The 14073-nt window shown below is 73.3% G+C and carries 7 protein-coding genes and 1 pseudogene; 5 read left to right on the top strand and 3 right to left on the bottom strand.

What is annotated here, in order from left to right:
* Nucleotides 1-19: 19 nt before the first annotated feature.
* Nucleotides 20-1252 carry a metallophosphoesterase gene (locus KME66_RS01135; protein ID WP_216317942.1) on the bottom strand — a complete coding sequence of 411 codons (1233 nt, stop codon included), beginning with the start codon at nucleotides 1250-1252 and terminating at the stop codon, nucleotides 20-22.
* 467 nt (nucleotides 1253-1719) lie between these two features.
* Between KME66_RS01135 and KME66_RS01130 the strand changes: the two genes are divergently transcribed.
* Together KME66_RS01130 and KME66_RS01125 are read left to right on the top strand one after the other, a co-directional pair.
* Complete coding sequence (locus KME66_RS01130) at nucleotides 1720-3333, top strand: S8 family peptidase (protein ID WP_216317935.1); 1614 nt, start codon at nucleotides 1720-1722, stop codon at nucleotides 3331-3333.
* 213 nt (nucleotides 3334-3546) lie between these two features.
* Nucleotides 3547-6637 (top strand): annotated as a pseudogene (locus tag KME66_RS01125) (AAA family ATPase).
* A gap of 266 nt (nucleotides 6638-6903) precedes the next feature.
* Here KME66_RS01125 and KME66_RS01120 read toward each other — a convergent pair.
* On the bottom strand, nucleotides 6904-7836 hold the full coding sequence (locus KME66_RS01120; protein ID WP_367303621.1) for an aldo/keto reductase: 933 nt from the start codon (nucleotides 7834-7836) through the stop codon (nucleotides 6904-6906).
* 555 nt (nucleotides 7837-8391) lie between these two features.
* Nucleotides 8392-9039, bottom strand: a complete 648-nt coding sequence (locus KME66_RS01115) for a CBS domain-containing protein (RefSeq protein ID WP_216317933.1) — start codon at nucleotides 9037-9039, stop codon at nucleotides 8392-8394.
* A gap of 870 nt (nucleotides 9040-9909) precedes the next feature.
* Here KME66_RS01115 and KME66_RS01110 point away from each other — a divergent pair.
* The 3 genes from KME66_RS01110 to KME66_RS01100 all read left to right on the top strand — a co-directional run bounded on the left by KME66_RS01110 (nucleotide 9910) and on the right by KME66_RS01100 (nucleotide 13502).
* Nucleotides 9910-10332 (top strand): pyridoxamine 5'-phosphate oxidase family protein, encoded by a 423-nt coding sequence (locus KME66_RS01110; RefSeq protein ID WP_216317931.1) that lies wholly within the window; start codon nucleotides 9910-9912, stop codon nucleotides 10330-10332.
* Between the two features lie 589 nt (nucleotides 10333-10921).
* The gene (locus KME66_RS01105; RefSeq protein WP_073223855.1) at nucleotides 10922-11617 is read left to right on the top strand and encodes a response regulator transcription factor; all 696 of its coding nucleotides are present in this window, start codon (nucleotides 10922-10924) and stop codon (nucleotides 11615-11617) included.
* Between the two features lie 127 nt (nucleotides 11618-11744).
* Complete coding sequence (locus KME66_RS01100; RefSeq protein ID WP_216317929.1) at nucleotides 11745-13502, top strand: GAF domain-containing protein; 1758 nt, start codon at nucleotides 11745-11747, stop codon at nucleotides 13500-13502.
* Nucleotides 13503-14073 lie beyond the last annotated feature (571 nt).

Raw genomic sequence — 14073 nt, 5'->3', positions numbered from 1 at the left:
GGCCTGTCCGCTGTCCGTTTCAGGACGGGGCGGCCTCCCGGGGGGACCGGAGGACGAGCAGGGTGATCTCGCTGGGGGCGAAGACCCGGAAGGGCGGCCCCCAGAAGCCCGTGCCGCGGCTGGTGTAGAGCAAGGTCCGCGCACCGTGGCGGCTGAGCCCCGCGACGGCCGGCTGGTCGACGCGGACCAGGTGGTGGAAGGGCCAGATCTGGCCGCCGTGGGTGTGGCCGGACAGTTGGAGGTCGATGCCGTGGGCCGCCGCGCGGTCGATGAACTTGGGCTGATGGGCGAGGAGCAGGACGGGCAGGGCGGGATCGGCGCCGTCGAGGGCTTCCGTCAGGTCGGTGCGGTGGCCCGCCAGCCCGGAGGACTCGGCGGTGACGTCGTCGACGCCGGCGACCACGAGGGTGTCACCACCGCGTTCGAGCAGCAGATGGCGGTTGCGCAGTGGCTCCCACCCCAGTTCGTCCATCAGATCGACCCAGCCCTGGGCCTCGCTGTAGTACTCGTGGTTGCCGGTGACGTAGACCCGGGCCCGGGTGGCCCGCACCGTGCCGAGGGGAGCGGCCTGGGCCCGGCGGCGTTCTGCCGTGCCGTCCGCGATGTCGCCGGTGTGGCAGACGAGGTCGGCCTCCAGGGTGTTCACCGTCTCGCAGACGCGGGCGGACCAGCGGGCGCGGTCGAGCGGACCGTAGTGGGTGTCGGTGATCAGGACGACGCGGGTGCCGTCCAGCCCGGTTCCCAGGCGGGGCAGTTCCACGTCGAGCCGGCGGACGCGCGGCACGCGCCGGGCCTCGGCGTACCCCCGGGCGAGCAGCGCGGCGGAGACGCCGAGGACGGCCCAGGTGACGATCCGCGCCCGGTCCTGCCCCTCCCCGACGCCGGCCACGGTCAGGGTGAGCCGCAGCAGGACGCCGAGCAGTACGGACCAGGTGAACAGGACCCATATGACGCCGAGCAGCGTGTCCCCGACGATCGCGGCCCCGTCCTGCTGACGCCTGCCGTGCCCCCGTGCCATCGCGAACGGCATACCGGCCATGCCGAGGACGAACAGCGCGGTGCCGGCCGGTGCGACGGGCAGCGGCCAGCGCTGACCGGTGTGCAGGAGGATCCAGCACGGCACGGCCCACAGCAGGACGGGGGCGAGCAGGGGGACGAAGCGCATCAGGCGCTGGAGCCGGCCCGGCGGTGCTTCCCGCTCCGCGCCGCCTGCCGCGCCGTCCGCGGATCGGGTGTCTCCGGTCTCGGTCACGCTCGCCCTCCCGGGGTTCTGCCGGGGCGGACGCCGCCGGTGTCCTGCTTCTGCTTCGGCCTCATGGCCGGATTCTCTCGCGGAACGCGGGGTCCGCTTCAGGGGGCCGGCCCGCGCCCCTCCCGGCCGTCGCGGCAGGACGGTGCGCAGCCGTGCGGGCGTCGCGGCCCTGGTGCGGCGGGAGTTCGCGGACGGTTCGCGGGCGGGGGGATTCCGGGCGCGACGCGGCCCCGCACCGCGCCCCGCCCGGTGCCGCAGCCGCCGCACCGCCGTTCCTTTAGGTAGGGCTACGTATTGATAGGCGCCGTCCGAGCGCCGCAGACTCTGGGCGGCAAAGCGCATCACAGGTCATCCCCGCGGCCGCCCGGCCCGATCTCCCGTCATCACGGCTCCTTCGTGGTGCCCGCTCCGGGCGGTCCACCCCCACCAGGCCCGGCAGGGCCTGCAGCGCATCAAGAGGAGTAGCTGTGGATCGTCCAGTTCGCACCCTGCGGAGACTGCTCGCCGTCGGGGCCGGTGCCGCCCTGCTCGTCGGCGCCGCCTCGACCGCCGGGGCCACGGCCTCGCCCGTACCGCCGGGCGGTGGCGAAGGCCGCATCGTCGGTGCGGACCGCCCCGACGCGGTCGAAGGCTCCTACATCGTCACCCTGAAGGACTCCGTGGCCCGTTCGGAGATACCCTCCGTCGCGCGGTCCCTGTCGCAGCGCCACGCGGGCCAGGTCAGGAGCACCTACACCACCGCCCTGCGCGGCTTCTCGGTGAAGATGAGCGAGGAGAAGGCCGAGCGCCTGGCCGCCGACCCCGCGGTCGCCCGGGTGGAGGCCGACGGCGCGGCGTACGCCACCGGAACCCAGCCCAATCCGCCCAGTTACGGCCTGGACCGCATCGACCAGCGCAACCTGCCGCTGGACAGGAGCTTCACCTACCCGAGCGACGCCTCCGGCGTCACGGTGTACGTCGTCGACTCCGGTGTCCGTATGAGCCACAGCGACTTCGGCGGCCGGGTCACCAGCGGGTACGACTTCATCGACAACGACTCCAACGCCTCGGATTGTCATGGGCATGGCACTCACGTCGCCGGGACCGCCGCGGGCAGCTCCTACGGGGTCGCCAAGGGCGCCAAGATCGTCAGCGTCCGTGTGCTGAACTGTCAGGGCAATTCCGGCACCACCTGGGACCCGGTCCTGCGCGGTATCGACTGGGTCACCAAGAACGCCAAGAAGCCGGCCGTGGTCAACATGAGCGTGGGCGGCGGCAAGACCCAGTCCATCAACGACGCGATCAGCAACTCCATCGCCTCCGGCATCACCTGGGTCGTCGCTGCGGGGAACAACAACGCCGACTCCTGCCAGTACTCGCCCTCGTCCACCCCGGCGGCGATCACGGTCGGCGCCACGAACAGCTCGGACGCCCGTGCCACCGGGTGGAACAACGGCCAGGCCTCCAACTACGGCACCTGCCTCGACATCTTCGCCCCCGGCGACCGCATCAACTCCGCGTCCAACGCGGGCGACAGCGCCAGCCAGTCCATGAGCGGCACCTCCATGGCATCCCCGCACACGGCCGGTGCCGCCGCCCTGCTCCTGGCGGCCGACCCGTCGCTCACCCCCGCCCAGGTCCGGGACAAGCTGGTCGCCGACGCCACCCCGGACAAGATCAGCGACGCCCGCACCGGCTCGCCCAACCGCCTGCTGTACACCGGCACCGGCGGCGGCGAGGACCCCACCGACCCGCCCGGCAAGAAGTTCGAGAGCACCGCACAGGTCCAGATCCGGGACAACACCACCGTCGAGTCCCCCATCACCGTGACCGGCATCGACGGCAACGCCCCCACCGACCTGTCGGTCACCCTCGACATCCGCCACACCTTCCGCGGTGACCTCAAGGTCGAACTCCTGCCGCCGGGCGGCGGCGCCGCCGTCCTGAAGAACTTCAACTCCTACGACAGCGCCGACAACGTCCAGGGCACGTTCACGGTCAACGCCTCCAGCAGCCCCGCCAACGGCGTCTGGAAGCTCCGCGTCACCGACAACTGGGTCAACGACACCGGCTACATCAACTCCTGGTCCCTCCAGTTCTGATCAGTCCGCCGCCCCCGGGCCGGTGAGCCTCTCCGCGAACCTCACCGGCCCGGGACCGGGGGCGTCCCCGGCGCCCGCACCCGCGCCGCGGACGCCGCTCCTCTGTGCAGCGCCGCCGGAACGGGCCATCATGAGCCCGTTCCGGCGGCGCGGTCGCATCGCCGGCCCGCAGATCCGTCCCGCCGATGCCGCCCAGGAGCGCGGAAGGAAGCCGTGAACGCCGAGCCGCCGCCCCCCTCCGCCCCCGGCCCCCCGACCGGGCGCTCCGCCCTCCTGGACGACGTGTGCTCGCAGTTCGCCCGCCGGCCCGCCGTCGTGGTGATCACCGGGGAGGCAGGGGCGGGCAAGAGCAGGTTCGTCCGTGAACTCCTGCGGCGGACCACGCCACCGGACGGCGTCACCCTGGTCGCCCGCTGCCACGAGGGGGACACGCCCCTGCCGTTCGCCCCGCTCGTCGAGGCACTGAACCGCTCCCGCCCCGGGCCGCTCCCGGCGGACCTGCCGCCCGTGACCGGGGCCCTCCACGCGCTGCTGCCCGACCTCGCGGACCGGCTCCCGCCCGCGCCGCCTCCCCTGGGCGACCCGAACGCCGAACACCACCGCGTCCTGCGCGCCCTGCACGCGTACACGGCGTCGCTGGGGGAGGCCGTCCTGGTCGTCGAGGACGTCCCCCGGGCCGACGCGTCGACCCATGCCTTCCTCCGCGCGGTCGTCGCCGACCCGCCGCCTCGGCTGGCGCTCGTCCTCACCGCGCGCAGCCCCACCGCTCCGTACACCGATGCCGAAGGAAGCGACGGGCTTCCGTTCCCGTTGCGCACACCGGCCCACGCAACGGTGGTCGAGCGGCACCTCGCGCCGTTGTCCGCAGCGGAGACGGGCGCGCTGGCCGCCGGACTGCTCGGCGTGCCGGCCGTCCCGGACGCGTTCGCCGACCGTCTGCACCGGTGGACGGGCGGCCTGCCCCACGTGGTCGAGGAAGTACTGCGCGGACGGCACGGCTCCGGGGAGATCCCCACCGACCTGGCGGGGGAGCCGCCCCTGCCCGCGTCCGTGCGCCGCGTGGTCGTGGAGCGGGTGCGCCACCTTCCGCCGGCGGCGCGCCAGGTGATCGCCGCGGCGGCGGTCCTCGGCGCCCCCGCGCCCGTCGAACTGCTGCGTTCCGTCGCGGGACTGGGCGATACGGAGACGCGTCGAGCGGTCGCGGCAGCGCTGAGGGAGGGCGTCCTGCGGCGGACGGGCGGCGCCGGGACCGCCCCCCGACCCTTCCCCCACGAGGCCGACCTCCTCGGCGACGGCACCCGCACCTCTCGCCACGACGGCGCTCACGCCTGCCCCTACGGGGCTGACAGCCGCGACGATGGCGATGGCGACGGCACCTCCCGCCACGCCGGCACCTGTGCCCACGCCGACGAGGCCGACATCCCCGTCGACGTCGACGGCGACGGTGACGGCGCGTCCCGCCACGACGCCACTTACGCCTTCCCCTACGACCTGGCGCGCCGGGCCGCGTACGAGGCGGTCGCCGAACCGGAACGCCCTGTGCTGCACCTGCGTGCGGCACGCGCCCTGGCCCGGCACACGAGCCCCGTCCCGCTGGCGGGTATGGCCGAGCACTATCGGCGCGCCGGCCGCCCCGCGGAGGCGACACGCTGCCTGGAGGCGGCCGCGGACCGTGCGGCGCGGCGAGGAACGCCGGCACGGCCGCGGCGCGCTACCTCGGCGCCCTGCGCGGCGGGCCCCGGCCGTGGTCCGCGACCGGGTCGCGCTGAAGCTGGCGCGCGTCGCGCTGAACGCCCGGCCCGGCCCCCAGGTGCCCGCCGCGCTGCGGCACGTGCTCGACCAGCGCTCCCTGGGCCCCGGGCCGAGCGGGGAGATCCGGCTGCTCCTGGGCCTGTTGCTGCGCAACCAGTCGGGTTCGGGGCTGGAGGCACTGGAGGAGATAGCGCGAGCGGTCCCGGACCTCCTCGTCGTCTCGACCGGCCAGGCCGCACGCGCGCTGGCGATCACGGCCATCCCCTCCCTCAAAGGCTGGCCGGTCGACGAGCACCGCCGTCTGCTGGCCGAGGCGGAGCGCCTGCTGCCCGGCGTCGAGGAGGAGGACCTGCGCTCCGCCGTGCTGGCCAACCGTGCCACGGCCCTTGCCCTGATGGGTGACCGGTCGGCGTGGGAAGCGGTGGCGGACCTGCCCGAGGGGCTGACCGGAGAGGCGGCGGCGCGGGTGTACGCCAATCTGGCGGGCGCCGCGAACTTGCTGGGCCACCCGGAGCGTGCCCGTGCCTTCCAGACCCGGGCGTGGCAGGAGGTGCGGACGCACCACGCGCCCTATCTGGAAGCCTTCGTCGAGACGACGGACGTGGTCACGGCCTTCACCGGGGGCCGGTGGAATGGGCTCCTGGGACGTGCCGAGCGTGCCGAGGCGCAGTACCGGGACGTGCCCGACTTCCACGCGGAGGCCCTGCTGGTCTGCGGACTGCTGCGGCTGCACGCCAAGGGGCAGACGCAGGTGGCGCGGCGTCTCCTGGAGCGGGCCGTACGCACGACGGCGCTGGACACCGGCGTGGTGCTGACCGCCGCCGCGGCTGCCGTGGCCCGGGTCCATCTGGCGGCCGGGCGGCCGTCGCAGGCTGTCCAGGCGGTGGACGAGGCGCTGCACCACATCCGGCGTACGGGGGCCTGGGTGTGGGCGACCGCCCTCGTGGCGCCGGCGGTCCAGGCGCTCATCCGGGACGGCCGCCCCGTCGAGGCCCGTCGCCTGGTGGCGGAGCTGGCCGGAGGCATCGCCCACCGGGACGCGCCGGCGGCCCGGGCCGCCCTGCTGACCGGCCGGGCCCTGCTCACCGCCATGGACGATCCGCGGTCCGCGGGTGCGTCGTCCGCCGCGCTGTACGCGTCGGCGGTGGACGCCTGGACGCGGTTGCGGAGACCGTACGAAGCCGCGTACGTGAAGGAGGCCCGGGGTCTGCACCTGCTGGCCTCGGGCGTCGCGGGCGGGCGGACGGTACTGCACGAGGCGATCGCGGCCTACCAGGACATCGACGCCGTATGGGATGTGCTGCGGTGTCAGCGCGAACTGCGGGAACACGGCCAGACCACCGTTCGCAGACCCGGCGCTCTGGGGTACGGCGATCACCTCTCGCCCCGGGAGCGAGCGGTGGCCCAGCTCGCCGCGCTCGGCCTGTCGAACCGTGAGATCGCGCGCGAGTTGGTCCTCTCGCACCGGACGGTCGAGCACCATGTGGCGCGCGCTCTGCGGAAGCTGGGGGTGTCCTCCCGTACCGAGATCGGTCCGCACCTCGGACCGTGACCGAAGGCGATAGGCCGCCGTCGCGCTCCGCAGGCCAGTTTCCGCCGTCCCCTTGCCTTTCACGGCCGATGCCCCACCGATTCGCCCTGAGCGCTGCCCTCGACGGTTCGCCGTCGGGGCAGCGCCTGTTGACGCCGGCGTGCCGAGTTCCCTCGCCACGTTGTCGGGCAGGCCGATCCCGCCGGCCCGTGCCACGGCAACGCAGGTGTCTGCTCACGCTCTTCGTACGCTGTCCGGTTCTCCTCGGCGCTGATGCCCCGTGACCTTCAGGGCCGGTCCTCCGCGGGCGGAGGCATGTTGTCGAGCTCGAAGAGGTCTTGCGGTGTGAGGGCCAGATTCGCCGCCCGGATGTTGGAGCGTGCGTACGCCAGGCGCGTCGTGCCGGGGATCGGGACGACGTGTTCGCCCTGGGCGAGCAACCAGGCCAGGGCTACCTGCGACTCGGGGGCGTCGTGCCGTTCGGCGACCTTGCGCAACGGGGTGAGGATCCGGCGGTTCTCGGCGCGAGCGGCGGAGGTGAACCGGGGGTGACGGGTGCGGAGGTCCCCCGGTGCGAAGGAGGTGTCCGGGGTGATCGTGCCGGTGAGGAACCCCCGCCCCAAGGGGGAGAAGGGTACGAACAGGGCGCCGTTGCGGGCGCACCAGCCGACGACGTCCTCACCGTCCCGCCGGCCGCCGAGGGCTGCCCGGGACCAGAGCGAGAGCTCGGACTGGATGGCGGCGACGGGGTGGATGCGGTGCGCGCGCTCGGCTTCCCGGACGTCCACGTCGGAGAGGCCGATGTGGCGGATCCTTCCGTCCTTCACCATCGAGGCGAGCGCACCCCAGCTCTCCTCCAGGGGGACGGCCGGGTCGACCCGGTGCAGATAGCAGAGATCCACGCTGTCGGTCCCCAGGCGGCGCAGGCTTGCCTCCACCGCCGCACGGAGGTGCGCCGGCCTGCCGTCGCAGTGCCAGGTCAAGGTCGCCAGGTCGTCCACCACCATGCCGACCTTGGTCGCGACGAGGACCTCGGAGCGGCGGTGGCCGAGGGCCCGCCCGATCAACTGCTCGTTGTGGCCCTCGCCGTAGACGTCGGCGGTGTCCAGCAGGGTGATGCCGAGGTCGACCACCGCGTTCAGCAGCGAAGCCCAGGCCCGGTCGTCCAGGTCCGGCCGGGCGTACATCCAGGGGCTGAGACCGGCGCAGCCCAGGCCCACGGCTCCGATCCTTCGCCCGTCCGGCCGGAAGGATCTGGTCTCCGAAGGGTGACTGTTCCGTGCCTGCTCCACCAGGGCCATGCGGCGTCCCCCGTGACGTTCCGAAGCGGTCGTCACCACCCTAGGGGCGGGTGCGCAGCCCCCGAGAGCGCTTCCTCGCCAGATCGCTGGCCGAGTCGCTTCGTTGACTTCCTGGCGGCCACGCGGGCGCCTCCCCGATCCCGCGCGTGACGGCCGTGCACAAGGGTCCGGGCGGACTCCGGGGGAGGGTGCCGCGGCCCCGCGTCCGTGGTGCGAGGCCGCGAGGACCGCGCCGCCCTCTCCGGAGACGACGCACCGGTATCGCCGCTGCGGGGTGGTCGGCGGCGGCCCGCGGATGTGGAAGGAGGCGTCCGGCCGCATCGACCTCCGGGACGTTTCGGGGGACGGCCGGGTCAGTCGTCAGGATGACGTTCGAGCCGCCGGACGGCGGTCCGACGGGTCCGCCACCGTCACGCAACACCCGGCACCAGCCCGGGCCGCCCGAGCTGTCGGCCGACCCTGCTCGCCGGGCGCTCACGCACGTCCGGTACGAGCGGGCCCGGCCGGTTCCCCACCGTCGTCGATGCGGAAGCCCAGACCGTTCACCACGCCGACCACCCCTTCAAGGCGCCAGGCGGCGTGGACGATCTCCCGTACCCGGGAACGCAGTCGCACCCGGCCCTCGAGAGTGACGACACCGTCGCGAACGGAGACGAGGACCCTCTCGGACGGGAGTTCCGCCGCTCCGCCCCCGATCTCCTCGGTCACCTCCCGGCGGATGTCCTCGTCCGCACGCAGGAAGACCCGGAGAAGGTCGCGGCGGGTGGCGATGCCGATGAGGCGATCGGCCTCGTCCACCACGGGCAGCCGCTCGACACCGCGGCGCTCCATGATCCGAGCGGCGTCCGCCACGCTCTGCTCCGGGTGCACGGTGATGGCAGGGCTGGACATCATGTCCTGCGCCGTCACGGCCAGGGGCGGAGCGGAGCCTTCCCGACAGGCCTGGGCGCACACCAGGTCGCTTCCGGACAGCACACCGAGGACCTTGTCGTCGGTGTCGACCACCGGCAGTCCGTTGATCCGGTGGTGGTCGAGCAGTCGCACGACCTCTTTGAACGATGTCGTCGGACCGGCCTGCACGACGTCCCGGGCCATGACCTCACCGACCGTGCGCGTTGGCATGATGCATCCTCCTTCACGAGCAGGGGCGAACAGAGCGGGAGCCGGCGGCCGCCCCCGGTGCCCGCCGGACCTGGCAGGTGCCGCGTGACGCCGACTTCTGCGAGCCGTTCCGCCACGGCGACTGCGCGATCGCCCGACCGGCGCCGCCGTGGTGAGTCCGTTCGGTGCCGTCCCTGACCGCGTGCAGGGTGGGGGAGATCTCACGGGCACCGAGCTGCCGCGTGATCCGTCGCTCCGCTGTCTGTGTCGGGCCGCCACGTCCCAAGACTGCAGCGCTCGGCAGTCACGGACCAGGGGCGGCCGGTCCTGGTGGGGAGGGCCCCCTCGGCCCTGACCACAGGGCCGAGGGGGCCGTGCCCTGCTGCTGTCTGCTCCGCTCGGTGCCTCCGGTGCCTCGGTGCCTCCGGTGCCTCCGGTGCCTCCGGTGCCTCCGGTGCCTCCGGGGCGGCCTGATCGGCCCCCGGACGTGCCTCCGGAGCCTGGAACGGCGGCCAAGAGACGGTTCAGTCCGGTTGGAGGGAGAGGAGGCCGCCGCCTCGCGTCCTCGACCCTGAGGTGGCATCGGGGAGAAGGCGTTCGGCGTCCTCGTGCAAGCGAAGGCGGCGTCGGCCGGGCCCCGGTCACTGTCGCTCTCGGAACGCCGGGACGCTGGTGCCCCGGGACGTTGGGGCCCGGGGCGGCACGGGTCAAGGGGCCCTGCCGCGAGCCTGACGGCTCTCCACCGAATCCGGTCGGCCCCTCCGGAAGGGCGCCGCGGCTCGGTCACACGACTCGCTCGCAGCGGCGGATGCGGCCGTCGGCTGCCGGGACCCGCAGACAGGGGCCGACCGGCCCTACCCGGCGTCCCGGTGAGGCGCGGAGGATGGTGGGATGCTCGAGAACGACGCCATCCGCATTCTCGACCGGCTGGAATGCCTTCGTCTGCTGGCCGAAGTGCCGCTCGGCCGGGTCGTGTACACCCGGCAGGCGCTGCCCGCGGTCCTCCCGGTGAACTTCGTCCTGGACGAGGACGACTCCGTGGTGCTCTACACCTCGGCGGTCTCCGACCTCGTGCAGGCCATCGACGGTGCCGTGGTCGCTTTCGAGGCGGACGAGTTCAGCGCGGCGACCCGGTCGGGCTGGAGCGTGGTCGTCACCGGTCGGGCCGACGTGGTGGCCGAGCCCGCCGACCACGAACGGCTCTCGCGGTCCGGCCCACATTCCTGGATGCCCGTACGCGACGGGGTCTTCGTGCGTATCGAGTCCGATCTGGTCACGGGACGCGCGACCATGGGCACACGCGCCCCCGGATGAGCGAACGCTTCGGCATCGGTGCCTCCGGTCGGCGGTGCCGGCCGGACACGGCCGACCCGAAGGGGCGGTCCGCTCTCCGGGAACCGCCGCTCCGGCGTTGGGCACGCTGCGGCGTGCGCCCCGCGCGCGGGGCGCGACCGCCCTCGGGGCCGTACCCGCACCGGATCAGCAACTGCGGCCACCCGAAACGAGGTCCGCTTGATGCAGGGGGCGGGGCGGGACCGACGAGCAGAACCCGGAGCGACACCGGACGCGGACTGCGGGCGCGCTCAGCAGAAGGGCTTCCGCAGACGGCTCGTCGAGCAGACCGGTGACCGGCGACGACGGGCTCGCTCCTCACCGCGGCCGGGGCATCCCGCACTGCCTCCGCCGCAGTCCGCGCAGCGGTCCCACTCCTGGGCATCTCCTTTCCGCTGGGTGACACGCCGATGCCCGGCCAGGCGCTCGTGGACCGGCTCCGCGGCCCGCTCCGCGAGCGCGGGCCCGCCGTCCACCGACACGGAGGGAAGTGGGGCCGACCGGCCCTGGTCCTGGGCCGTCCGACAGGATGAGGATGCCGGGACAGCACGAGGCGCACGAGGAGCGGTGGATGACGCACAGCGAGCAGGACGGCAGCATGGGAGGCCCGATCAGGGTGTTCCTCCTGGACGACCACGAAGTGGTACGCCGAGGGGTGCACGACCTGCTGGAGGACGAACCGGACATCACGGTCGTCGGGGAAGCGGCGACGGCCGAGCAGGCATGGGTGAGGCTCCCCGCCCTGCGACCCGACGTGGCCGTCCTCGACGTGCGTCTGCCCGACGGTGACGGGGTGACCGTCTGCCGTGAGCTCCGCTCGGTGATGCCGGACCTGGCCTGCCTGATGCTCACGTCCTTCGACGACGAGGAAGCACTGCTGGACTCGATCATGGCCGGAGCCGCCGGGTACGTCCTGAAGCAGATCCGGGGATCGGACCTGGTCACGGCCGTACGGACGGTGGCCCGTGGTCAGTCGCTGCTGGACGCGAGCGCCACCACCAAGCTCATGGCGCGGCTGCGCAGCGGACAGCAGCCGGCCGAGAAGCCGGAGACGCTGCCGGGGCTGACCGACCGCGAACGCGAGATCCTCGACCTGATCGGTGAAGGGCTGACCAACCGGCAGATCGGGCAGCGGCTCTACCTCGCGGAGAAGACGGTGAAGAACCACATCTCCCGCCTGCTCGCCAAGCTCGGCGTGGAGCGCCGCATCCAGGCCGCGGTCATCGCCACCCAGGCCCGCGACCGTATGCGACCTGACGGACGCTGAGGACCAGAGGCCCGCCGGCGCCTCCGCACGGCTGCGTCGGTCTCGTCCGCCGCTCCTGTTCGAGCCGTTACTGTGGTGATGATCGGGACGGTCGCCGACGGGCGGTGTGGCGTTGGAGGAGCAGCGGGTGGAGAACGCCGAGGGGGTCGGCGAGGCGCGGGTGCGGCTGCCACAGCTGCGACTGGACGAGCTGCTGGAGGAGCTCCAGGCTCGGCTGGACGCGGCGCGCGGGACCCGGGACCGGGTGCACAGTCTGCTGGAGGCCGTGCTGTCGGTCGGTCGCGAGCTGGACCTCGAACAGGCGCTGCGCAGCATCGTGGAGGCCGCGGCGGCACTGGTGGACGCCGAGTACGCGGCGCTCGGGGTGATCGGCCCGGACGGCGAACGGCTGTCGGCCTTCCACACGGTGGGTGTGGACGAGGAGCAGATCGCGAGGATCGGACCCTACCCGGAAGGCCACGGCATCCTGGGCGAGCTGATCCGCCACCCCGAGCCATTGCGGCTGCCCAGCCTCTCCGAACACCCGGCCTCCTACGGCTTCCCGGCTCATCACCCGCCGATGAACACCTTCCTCGGCGTCCCCATCCGGGTGCGTGACCACGTCTTCGGCAACCTCTACCTGACGGAGAAGCGCGGCGGGCAGCAGTTCGACGTCGACGACGAGTCGGTGCTCGCCACGCTGGCCGTAGCGGCCGGCGTGGCGATCGACAACGCCCGCCTCTACGAGGAGTCCCGGCTGCGCGAGCGCTGGCTGGAGGCGAACGCGGAGATCACCCACACGCTGATGTCCGGCGCCGACCATGGTGGGGTGCTGCCGTTGATCGCGGAGCGGGCCAGGGAGATCACCGCTTCGGCGCTGAGCGTGGTGGCCATGCCCGTGAGCGGGACGGACACACTCGCCGTGGAACTCGCCGTAGGTCAGGAGGCCGACGTCTGGCGGGGAGTCGTCCTGCCGGTGGAAGGGACGCTCGTCGGACAGGCGTTCGTTCGCCGGGCTCCTGTCAGCACCGCTGACCTCTCACGTGACACCCCGCTCTCGGTCGGCGCGCCGCGCTCCGACGGGCTGGGACCGGCCGTCGCCGTGCCCATCGGCTCGCACGACGAGGCTCAGGGCGTGGTCCTGCTGGTCCGGCAGTCGGGTGGCCGGGAGTTCACCGGGAAGGAGACCGAGTCGCTCCAGGTCTTCGCCGCGCAGGCCGCTGTCGCGATGGAGCTGGCGGAACGCCGTCAGGACGCCGAGCAGATCACCCTGCTGGAGGACCGCGACCGGATCGCACGCGACCTGCACGACCTGGCGATTCAACGGCTTTTCGCCACCGGCATGACGCTGCAGAGCGCCGGGCGGCGTGTCCAGGACGATGTGGCTTCCGAGCGGATCCTGCGGGCGGTGGACGACCTCGACGAGACCATCAAGATCATCAGGTCGACGATCTTCGGCCTGCGCTCCCGCGACGACGACGCGGCGCCCGGCCTGCGCTCCCGTGCGGTACGCGCGATCGGTGACGCGGCTCCCCTTCTGGGCTTCGCCCCCAGTGTCCGTATGGAAGGCCTGCTCGACACACACGTGCCCGGCCGGATCGCCGACCATGTCATGGCCGTCCTCACCGAGTCCCTGACCAACATCGCCCGGCACGCCCGCGCCGACCGCGCCGACGTGGTGCTGGACACCGACGGCAAGCAGGTCCGCCTGACGGTCACGGACAACGGCGTCGGCATCCCGGCCGGAGGCCGTCGCAGCGGCCTGGCGAACATGGCGGAACGCGCACGGGCGCTCGGTGGCGACATGGTGCTGGAGAGTCCGGAGGGAAAGGGAGCGCGGCTCGTGTGGCACGCTCCCCTGCCGCAGTCCTCGAAGCCTGCGGAGGGTGACCGGCCCGCCTCGTGAAGTGCGGCTTCAGCGCCTGAACGGAGCTTCCGCTCCTTTCCCAGGGCCGCTGTGGGCCTTTCGCAGGGCCGCTGGGGGCGGTAGCCCGGCCCAGTCGCTCGCCGCAGCGGCGTGGGCCGCCCAAGAGGCCCGCCTGCGCGGTCTGCCCCTGCGCCTCCTCCAGCCGGCAGGGACCGTACGCCGTTCGTCGGTTCCGCCTGCCGGGGGAGGCAGGGGCACCGCACCCCATGGAGCTACCACGACCCGGCACGGGGCGGAGCGCGGCCTTCCTGAGACGGCCGACCGGCTGGGGGAGAGGCCTCCCGACCTCGACGCCGGCGTCGAACAGAGAGGATCGGGCACCCCGCGGAGGTGCTGCTCTCCGCGACGGAGCCGACGTAACCGACGCAGCCGGCGGAGGTCTGGTGACGGGGTCGCGAGGGCTCGGTGTCCCCAGCGGACTCCTGGCCGGATCGGCGGCCATGTCCGTCATCGCATGTGCCGAGCGCCCGGTTCGTGGTGCGGCCCGGAACCGGTGCGAGGCCCCGTCGGACAGCAGGATCAGGGCCGTTCGGGCCCACACCGGGGACGA

This window comes from Streptomyces sp. YPW6, from assembly GCF_018866325.1.
Taxonomy (GTDB): domain Bacteria; phylum Actinomycetota; class Actinomycetes; order Streptomycetales; family Streptomycetaceae; genus Streptomyces.
Note: the sequence above shows the minus strand (reverse complement) of the source record. Positions and strands in the feature narration are given on the sequence as shown.